The sequence below is a fragment of the Roseomonas sp. KE0001 genome (assembly GCF_016107285.1).
Classification (GTDB): domain Bacteria; phylum Pseudomonadota; class Alphaproteobacteria; order Acetobacterales; family Acetobacteraceae; genus Pseudoroseomonas.
The window spans coordinates 1-8,755 of the sequence record NZ_RCVQ01000024.1; the positions used below are offsets into that span (position 1 = coordinate 1).

General features: G+C 68.4%; 9 protein-coding genes. 4 read left to right on the top strand and 5 right to left on the bottom strand.

Annotation, left to right across the window (positions count from 1 at the left end; translation table 11 throughout):
- Nucleotides 1-25 precede the first annotated feature (25 nt).
- The gene (gene mobF, locus D9598_RS20535; RefSeq protein ID WP_198368351.1) at nucleotides 26-3,577 is read right to left on the bottom strand and encodes a MobF family relaxase; all 3,552 of its coding nucleotides are present in this window, start codon (nucleotides 3,575-3,577) and stop codon (nucleotides 26-28) included.
- A complete protein-coding gene (locus tag D9598_RS20540; RefSeq protein ID WP_198368352.1) occupies nucleotides 3,574-3,873 on the bottom strand; it encodes a hypothetical protein in 300 nt (99 codons plus the stop codon). The genes mobF and D9598_RS20540 overlap by 4 nt, the downstream gene beginning before the upstream one ends.
- Before the next feature lie 229 nt (nucleotides 3,874-4,102).
- Here D9598_RS20540 and D9598_RS21530 point away from each other — a divergent pair, with 229 nt between their 5' ends.
- The 4 genes from D9598_RS21530 to D9598_RS20560 all read left to right on the top strand — a co-directional run bounded on the left by D9598_RS21530 (nucleotide 4,103) and on the right by D9598_RS20560 (nucleotide 6,171).
- On the top strand, nucleotides 4,103-4,540 hold the full coding sequence (locus tag D9598_RS21530; protein ID WP_198368353.1) for a hypothetical protein: 438 nt from the start codon (nucleotides 4,103-4,105) through the stop codon (nucleotides 4,538-4,540).
- A gap of 1 nt (nucleotide 4,541) precedes the next feature.
- Nucleotides 4,542-5,333, top strand: coding sequence for a hypothetical protein (locus D9598_RS20550; RefSeq protein ID WP_198368354.1), 792 nt, complete (start codon nucleotides 4,542-4,544; stop codon nucleotides 5,331-5,333).
- Between the two features lie 62 nt (nucleotides 5,334-5,395).
- Nucleotides 5,396-5,842, top strand: coding sequence for a hypothetical protein (locus D9598_RS20555; RefSeq protein ID WP_198368355.1), 447 nt, complete (start codon nucleotides 5,396-5,398; stop codon nucleotides 5,840-5,842).
- 74 nt (nucleotides 5,843-5,916) lie between these two features.
- Nucleotides 5,917-6,171, top strand: a complete 255-nt coding sequence (locus D9598_RS20560) for a hypothetical protein (protein WP_198368356.1) — start codon at nucleotides 5,917-5,919, stop codon at nucleotides 6,169-6,171.
- 83 nt (nucleotides 6,172-6,254) lie between these two features.
- On the opposite strand, the gene D9598_RS20565 is transcribed toward D9598_RS20560, so the two are convergent.
- From D9598_RS20565 to D9598_RS20575, 3 genes are all read right to left on the bottom strand, one after another.
- The gene (locus D9598_RS20565; RefSeq protein ID WP_198368357.1) at nucleotides 6,255-6,740 is read right to left on the bottom strand and encodes an RES family NAD+ phosphorylase; all 486 of its coding nucleotides are present in this window, start codon (nucleotides 6,738-6,740) and stop codon (nucleotides 6,255-6,257) included.
- On the bottom strand, nucleotides 6,737-7,282 hold the full coding sequence (locus tag D9598_RS20570; protein ID WP_198368358.1) for an antitoxin Xre/MbcA/ParS toxin-binding domain-containing protein: 546 nt from the start codon (nucleotides 7,280-7,282) through the stop codon (nucleotides 6,737-6,739). The genes D9598_RS20565 and D9598_RS20570 overlap by 4 nt, the downstream gene beginning before the upstream one ends.
- 578 nt (nucleotides 7,283-7,860) lie before the next feature.
- The gene (locus D9598_RS20575; RefSeq protein WP_198368359.1) at nucleotides 7,861-8,448 is read right to left on the bottom strand and encodes a Uma2 family endonuclease; all 588 of its coding nucleotides are present in this window, start codon (nucleotides 8,446-8,448) and stop codon (nucleotides 7,861-7,863) included.
- Nucleotides 8,449-8,755 lie beyond the last annotated feature (307 nt).

Sequence of the window (8,755 nt, forward strand, 5' to 3'; positions counted from 1 at the left end):
GCCAGCGGGGGGTGCCGCTATCGGCCTAGCGACGTCGACGCGGAGTTCGCGAATGGGGTGTTTTGGCTGAGGGATCCGCGCCGTCTCCTTTACCTTTCCTGCCAGCGGGCGTCTTCGGTGCTCGCGCTTTGATTTCTTTAAGCTCACCTGGGCTCTGCCGGGGTTGATTCGCCGGCACGGGATGACCCTGAGGGCTTCGTATGGCTGTCGGCGCCCACAGCGCCGCTGGTCCGCCCGCATCATAGCTGGCAATGGCCTGATCCAGCTTGCGCGTGATGGTGTCCTGGTCGGGTTCGGCATGCACCGGTCCGCCGGGCTTTGGAAGGTGCATCTGGTGCACCGGATTCCAGCCATAGTCACGCTGCACCCGGACTCGCCGGTCATCCACCGCGCTGAGCATCACCTCGTCCAGCGCCGCGCTGTAGGATAGGCGGCCTTCCGCCACCTGCGGCGCCACCAGCCGCAGGGTCAGGGCTTCCAGGCTGATCCTGGGCCGCGATCGCGGCGCGGCCCCGAGACGCTCCGCCGCCCGGCCCTGCACCTCCAGGTTCAGGCTCATCTGTTGCACCACGGGTGCGAGGGCCTCGGCCTGCCGGTTCTCCTGTGCCCTTTGCGCGAGGCGCGTTTCCGGCAGTGCCGCCTGTTGCCGCGTCTGCCGCCGCCGCATGCCCTCCTGAAAGGTGTCGCGCGCCTTCTGCGACAATTCCTGGAACCGGCGCAGCAGGGCCAGTGCGCTGTCCTTCACCGGCGCGCGGCCGAAGTTTCGCTCCACATTGGCCCAGGCCGCGTCCAGCGCCGCCTGGCCCGTGAGCTTCGGGGCGTTCACCGGCCGGCGGTTCTCGACCTCGCGCGCCTCGGCGCCCAGGCTGCCGACGATGTGGCTGGCCACGCGATGCCGGCTGGCGCCGACATGGGCGGCGTAGAGGGTGACGCCGCGGCTGCCCGCCGGCATGGCCAGGATGTGCTCGTCGCTGGTGATCCCCTGGGCGGTGTTGATCGTCAGCACATCGCCATAGCTCAGCCGGATCTGCCCGCTGCGCCGGTCGCGAAAGCCCTTCCAGGGCACAAAGCCCTCCTTGCCCTCGCGTGTGGCCAGAATGAGCCCGTCCTGCCGCACCTCACGCACGGTGAGGACGGAGCCGTTCTCGCCCATCATGGTGTCGCGCCCGGCGCCGGCGCGGCTGGTGCGCTGGAACAGCCGCACGCGGTCCCCTTCGGCCAGCGGCAGGGCATAGCGGGCGCCAGTGGCATCGCTGGCCTCGATCGTCAGCCGGTCCGGACCAAGCTGGCCTGAGGCCCGGCGCACCTTGCGGATGGCGCGGCTGACCGCCAGCGCGTCCTGGTTGGTCGGCGCCGACACCGTGACGCTGTAGCGCGGATCCTGCTGGTTGGCCGCCACGCGCTCGCCCCAGAGCGCCGCGGCCCGCCGCACCGCGGCCTCGTAGCCACCCTGGACCAGTTCGGCTTGGCCCTCCTCCCGCTTGGCGGCCAGCGCCTCGCCGATCCGACCAGCGCGGAACATCCCGACGATCGCGCGCTCGCGCTCGGTCGCCTGCCGCACGGTGGACAGCACCTCCGGAATGGCTTCGGAGCCAAGGGCCTGGCGCAGCAGCGCGATGGTGGGTCCGGCCTCGATCGCCTGGCATTGCCGGTCATCGCCCACCGCCACCAGCTTGAAGCCGAGCTCGGCCTGCTGCCGCAGCAGCTGCAGCATCTGCCGAGTGCCGATCTGGCCCAGCTCGTCGAGTGCCACCACCGAGCACGGGCCGAAATCCTGGGGCCGCCGCTGCATCCGGTCCAGCAGCGGCTCCAGCGCCAGGGTGCGCGCGCCGCTGATCCCGGCCTCCTGCAGCGCATTGGCCTGCCGCCAGGCCAGCGCGGTGCCCCAGACCTCGCGCCCCTGGCCGCTCCAGCCCTCCACCAGCGGCGCCAGGATGGTGGTCTTGCCGACCCCGGCGCCGCCGATCACCACACCGAACTTGGTTCCGGCTCCCAGCGCCTCGGCGGCGCGTTGCTGCTCCTCGGTCAGGGGCGTGCCGCGCGCGGCGGCGGCTTGCGCCAGGCGGGCAGGGGAGAGGAGTGCATCCGGCTGCGCCTGCGCGGTGCGGGCCAGGGCAATCAGCTCCGCCTCCTGGTCGCGGTGCAGCGCCGTGGTGACGCGGACCCGCTCCGGCCGGCTGGAGGCACCCGGACGAAACAGCAGCGACGTCTGCTGGCCATCCTGCCGCACGCCACCCTCGGCCATGGCGCGCGTCACCCGCGACAGATCCTCCAGCGTCTCCATGCCGCCGGCGATCAGGCCACGCGCCGCCGCCAGGCGCAAATCGCTGCCGGTGACCACGGCGCGCTGCGCCAGCATCCCCTCCAGCACCGGCGCCGCCCCGGCGAGGGCGTCGTCGACTCGCTGCTGCGGACTGCGCTCCGGCGCCGGCGGCCCCATCCGCACGGCGCTGCCGGAATACTGCCAGCCGAGTTCGGCGATCTGCGCTCGCCAGGCGGCGCGGTCGGCCAGGTCGTCGCCCTTGCCAAAGCGGCCTTCCTTGATCGCGGCCTTGAGCATGGCGACCCGCTGCTCCGGGCGCATCGTCGCCCAGGCCTCGGCGCTGTAGCCGTGGCGCCGGGCCCATTCCTCGGCCGAGCGCTCGCCATTCACCGTGCGCTTGCTGAAGGCCCGGCAGATCTCCTCCGGAATAGCGGCGAGGCGCAGCGCCTGGGTGCGCTCGTCGAGTTCCACCGCCATGCCCAGGCGGCGCAGGTTCCGCCCCAGCAGTGCCTGGTAGACCGCGCCGAACTCATGCACCCGCCCGGCGATGCGGGTGGTGTCGATGCTCATGGCCCGGCCACTCTGGGTCAGCACCAGGTTCGGCACGATGGTGTGGGTGTGCAGCTGCGGATCGCCGGCCACCGGCACGCTGTAGATCTCGGTGGCCTGCACGCCCGTGGTCGGATCGGCGCGGCTGATCTCGACGGTGGGGCGACTGGTGAAGTGATCGATCGAGACAAAGCCAAGCCGCCCCGTCTCCTCGGCTTGGCCGCGGCGGCCGTGCCCGAAGGTGGCGCGGGCGACCTCCTGCTCGACATAGCCGAGCGCCTCGCGCACCGCATCCTTGTGCGCCTGGTAGATGGATTGCCGCTCCGCCTCCGTGGCCGCCGCCATCCAGGCCACGGAGACGCTCTTGGGCGCCGAGAAGGTCAGGTCGATCCAGGCGATGCGGCTGCGCTCGCTGGAACCCTCAGAGCCACCGGCCCGACTGCGGTAGACCCGCTGCTCGCGCTGATGCCCCGGCATGGCCCGGCCGTCGGCGCGCAGCCCACCCAGAATGTTGCCGAGCTCCCCGGCGGTCAGCGGCCGGCTGGCATCGATCCCCAGTGCCCTGGCCATCTCCGGCGCCATCACCGGCGAGGGGCGGGGGGTGCTGCCCAGCCCCTCAGAACGCTCCGGGTCTAAGGAACTCTCCCGACCGTAGTAGTCAGCCAGCGCCTGCTGCGCCGGATCGATCGTGCGCTCCAGCAGATGCGCGGTGTAGGCCGCCGCCTGGGCGACGCCGCCGGGCGCACCGGCCCGGAAGGTCATCATGCCGGCGGGCCTGCACCCTCCTCGGCAGGAGAGACCGGCAACTGCCGCAGCAGCGCGGTGACCGCCGCGGTGTTGCCGTACACCGCCTCCGCCAGGCGCCGCAACTCCGGGCCGAGATCGCTGGCCGGGCCCTCCGCCGAGGCCGCCTGGGACAGAAGGCGCAGCTCCTCGATGACAGTGCCGAGCAGCGGCGCCAACTCGCCGATGGCCCGCACCAGATTGTCCTGGCCGGCCTCCAGGGCGCTCACCTGGTCCCGCAGCGCCCCCAGTTCCTGGCTCAGTCGTGTCGCGTCCATGTCCGCTTTCGTCCCGCTCCTGTCCCAGCACTGCCAGCGGCGGTGCAATGGTCTGTGGGAATTCTGCTGCTCAGATCTATTCCCGCTTGGGTAGCGTCTGTGTCCCGCCTGCACAACCGCTCTGTTGATCGTCGTCCGCCAGTCCGAACGCGCAACTGTCCCACGTGTGTCCCTTGGCAGAATCTACAACCGTAGGTATGATTCGGGAGATGTTGCAGAGTTGTCGGCCGTGACCGATCCCATCCTGGCGCGGATCCAGGCTGCCCGAGCGGACGGGCCTCGCCGCTCCCCCTTGGCGAACTGGCTGCTGCGCCATCGGGAGGCGTTCGCCCGTATCCTCCGGGACGGCGGCGCGAACTGGGAGCGCTTTGGGGCGGTGTTCGTCGAGGAGGGGCTGCTGCCGCGCCCGGAGCATTTCGATGCGCCGGGGCCGGAGGGGCGCAAGGCGCGCCGCCGGGTGGCGGAAACCGCGCGCAAGGCCTGGGCGCGGGCCCAGCGCGAGCGCGGTGCGGTTGTGGCAGTCCCTGTCTCGCAGCCGGTTGCCCAACCGCCGGCGCCGGTGGCCACGCCGGCCGGCCCGGCCTCGGGGGAAAGCCCGAGCAAGGCTCAGGATCGGCTGGCGCGGCTCCGACGGCAGACCCTCGACCGCAGTGGAAGGAAAGCATGAAATGGTGACGCGCAAGACCGCTGTGGCGATCTCCACCCCCGCTCTGGACCCTGTGCCCGAGACGCAGCCCAGGCTGGTGGTGCGTCTGGGCCGCGGCCGGACTGGCGGCACCACCGGGCTGGACTGGATGGTGCAGCGGGCGCGTCGGGAAGGACGAGATCCGATCATCGCCGATGCGGCCCGCAACCCGACCTTGTCGCGGCTCTACCCGGGCGAGGCCTTGGTGCCGTCCTCCACCGATGTGGTGGAGGTCAAGGACTGGCTGACCTCGGTGCTGGACCGCATGCTGACCGAGCGGCGCTCGGCGGTGCTGGATCTCGGCGGCGGCCAGGACAGCACGCTGGCCGAGTATGTGCGCGACCTGGACCTGCTGGCCTTTTGCCAGGATGTCGGCGTGCTGCCGGTGGCCGCGTACTTCCTGGGGCCGGAAGCGGACGACTTCGCCCATGCGCAGGCGATCTGGCGCGAAGGCTACTTCAACACGCCGCAGACGCTGCTGGTGCTGAATGAAGGGGTGCTGAAGCGCGGCCAGAACCCGGCCGGCGCCTTCCAGGGCATCCAGGCCAACCCGGACTTCGTCGCCTGGGTCGAGGCCGGGGCGATCCCGGTCTATATGCGCTCGCTGGCCCCGCTGGAGACGATGCGGGAGCTGGGACTGAGTTTCGGCGCGGCCATGGCAGACTGTCCGGGCCGGGAAGATCAGAAGCTTGGTCCCACCCGCGCCTGGCAGGTGAAGAGCTGGAACGCGGCGCTGGAGAACGAGGTGCGGGAGGTTGGCGCCTGGCTGCCGTGAGGCGGGAGGAGGAAGGCCGAGCATCGCCGGCGGGAGACCAGCAGCCGACCAGCAGCAGTTTGGTGGCCGAGGTTGAGCAGGCCTGCGCGCGGATGGGCATGGAGCCGGAGGAGCCGCTGCGGCTGCTGCTGACCAGTTCGGCGCGGGCGCAGGACCAGCTGCAGCGGGAGATGGGCGGCATCGGCCAGGAGGCCGCGCTGCGGGCGGCGGAGGCGGCGCAGCGCGAGGTGCGGGAGGGCATGCGCCGGGCGGCTCAGGAGCTCAGTCTGACGCGTAAGGTGCTGTACGGTGCGGTGCCGATGCTGGCGCTGCTGGTGGGGTTTGTCGCCGGGTGGCGCATGCCGGTGCAGACCGCGTTCGGGCCAATGTCCCGCGAGGCGGTGGCTGTGTTCCGGAGCAATGACCTGGACGCGGCCTACCAGGCCTGCGTCGATCAGCCGCCGCAGCGGGGCCGGCGCTGGTGTCAGCTGCCGCTCTGGCGGGAGGGGGGGACGCCGGGCCAAAGCTGAGGGCACCCGAAGTTCATCACGCCGACCCGGGAGACGCCTTGTCCCGGCGGGGGCACGGAGCGCAGGTTGGAACCATGTTCCTGGTCTCTGACACTGACGCCGCCGCCATCCGCGCTGCCTTGCAGGAAGGCGGTGAGCTGTCAGCCGCCGTTGAGCTGCGGCGGCGGTTCCGTGGCATTGATAGCAATGCCCAGGCCCGCCGCCTTGCGCGGATCATCGCCGGGTGGACGGGTCCGGAGCGGCCGGGGGCGACGGACGCAACCGCGCGCGAGATCAGCGAAGGAGCGGGACCGGGCGAGGGTGGATCCGCGGTGTCGGTTAGGCTCTGAAACTGCGAGGAATATCGCCGCATGCATCATCGAGATTCGTCGCGGCGCTCAAGGGGGCTCTGGCCCTGCCCTGTTCCCCACAGCTAAGTGCCCTTTGTCATCCGCGGGTCATACGTCCACAGCCTAACCTTCTTCGCCTTGATGCGGTCCGCCGCCTCATGCTGCGGATTGATGAGCACGTTTGTCTCCTCGGGTACAATGACCGACGGAACAACGAGGATGGCTGACCGCTGGCTACGAAGCCAGCCGCTGCCGAACGCAATGCTTGTGCGGCTTGCCGGGCGGGCATCCCAGCCCACGGGTAGGGCGCTGGCGGCATGCTCTTCGCGGGCCTTCCAGACGTCATCCGGAATGCTGATCTCAACGAGATAACGATTCAGGGGGAGGCCGCCCTCATTGAGGTGCACGATGGTTTCGAGGCAGGCGAGAGCCCGGCTCTCGGCAGCGTAGGTCAGCGGAATACCCGCTTCATTCCAGCGGCCTCCGGTGAGCTTCGCTCCGATGCCCGAGAGATCGTCGGCCTCGTAAGTCGGCGCATCGGTGGCAATCCGCCAGACTAGCCGTGTCACGCGTACGTGCCACTCTGCATGCGGGCTAGCATGCTGGAGACCAGGGCTTGGCCTTCCATGGTGTCCAAGAAGTCCAGGGGCTTGGCGCCACCGAGAGCCGGCAGGGGTTCACTGAGCCAACGTGACACCCATTCGGCAGCATCGAAGCCCTCTGAATTGCCAGATTCCTCGACCATGGCCTGCACTTGGCCAACCAGCCTGGCCATCCCCAGGACGCGCTCACTTTCCGCTGGCGGAAGCCGATCGGCGCCCTTGGCCTTGCGGTTCATCGTGGCAGGAGAGAGGGCAAGCGCTTTCATCGCCGTTGTCTGCGACAGATGAAGGTCCGCGAGGATCTCCTTGGCCTCGGCTGCGAGAAGGCCAGATTTGATCGCTCTAATGCGCTTCAGGGGCTCCGCACGATAAAGTCCAGTGTAGATCCGCCATGTTTTTCCGGTACCCGTCGACACCTTAACTTCAAGGAGCTCGCGCAAGGTCTGATGGGTGCCCTGTGCCTTAGGACGGCGCGCCTTCGGGCGGTCTGCAATCGCTGCCGATGTCATCTCAATGGCTCCATTTGAGCAAACCATATGCTCAAATGGGCGCGCATGCCATCTATTTCCACCCCTTCTCCCATCCTCTGCCATTTCCTCCTTGCCTCCTTCAGTCCAGCTCGGCGTCGTCCGGGGACGGCCGATTGGGGCCCTTCCATGCACCTGTGGGCAGTACAACGAGCAGTTGAGGGATGGCACGCGAGAGAACAATTCCCGAACCCATGCGGGGCTGCTCATCTGAGCGGGAGCGGTAGCTGAGACAAGCGCCGAGGCGAACACCATGGACGTCACCGGAGTAGGCTGCAGCATCACCCGCTCTCCTGCATCGACGCTGTTGGGTCCCTGGGTTCGTCCGTCTGGGCCTGGTTCCAGGCCACCTGCGGTCCGGCTGCTGCCGCCGCAGTCGCACGTTAGCTATTCTCGAGCTTCCGGGGCTGGCGGCATGCGGCTGATCAGCGAGCGGCCAGGCTGTGATGCCTCAAAGGCCGGTGTGTGAGCAAGGCGTCGGCAGAAGCGGCCAAGAGCCCTGACTGTGATAACGGATAATGAAATTTATGTAAAATCTTTAGATCGTGCTTGGCGGTGAATTATTCGATGGGCCCCTCAGGGGCAGCGTCGGCGGGTTGGCTGAAGTCGAGCCCCTCATAGAGTTCCGCAATCGGAACGTCGATGCCGATCTCCGGCATGTGGAGGACGGCATCCTCCTTCAGGATATGGCCGACCCAGTCATCGCCGGCGCGGGAAAACACCGTGGCGCCGATGCGATCCTGCTCCAACATGATGTAACGCTGGATAGAAGGCGTGGCGGCGTATTCATGGTTCTTGGTGATGCGGTCGATGCTGGCCGTGCTGTTGCTCAGCACCTCGAAGATCACCACTGGATCCCGGACCACGGTGCGGCGAGGATCTGGCGAGGAACACAAGACGAAGCCGTCCGGGTACCGGATGCTTCCGGCCACTTCGACCTTCAGATCGCTGCCATGGAACCGACAGGGTTTACCGCGCAGGCGTCCACCGACGGAGATGGCGAGGTTTGCCTGCAGGGTCGAATGCGCCTCGGTACCGCCGGTCATTGCGACCGGATGGAAGCCGTCAAATTCGAAGCGCTGTCCCTGACCTTCCTCCCAGATGAGGAACTCCTGCAGGCTCATGGGCTTGCGGAAGGCAACGTTCATGCGACCGAGCTTAGCATGGGCTGACACGGTGAAATCCAGAATTTCTGATGTAGTCCTCACCCCTGGCGTAGAAGATATCAAGCTTGTCAGGAGCCCAGCCATTTTCTGAAGCAAGCCTGCCCATGCGGAGGAGTAGGTCCGACTTGGACATTGTCGCGGTCCATGACCCGTTCCATAGGAATGGTCTTTCTCAGGATGTCGGGCACCTTCCGTACCTTTCCGCGCGCTACGGTGTGAAGCCTGGCTGAGCGGTAATGGCAGGGGCTTCGATGCGCTCCGACATCCTTCCTGAGTTGGCAGTAGGCGC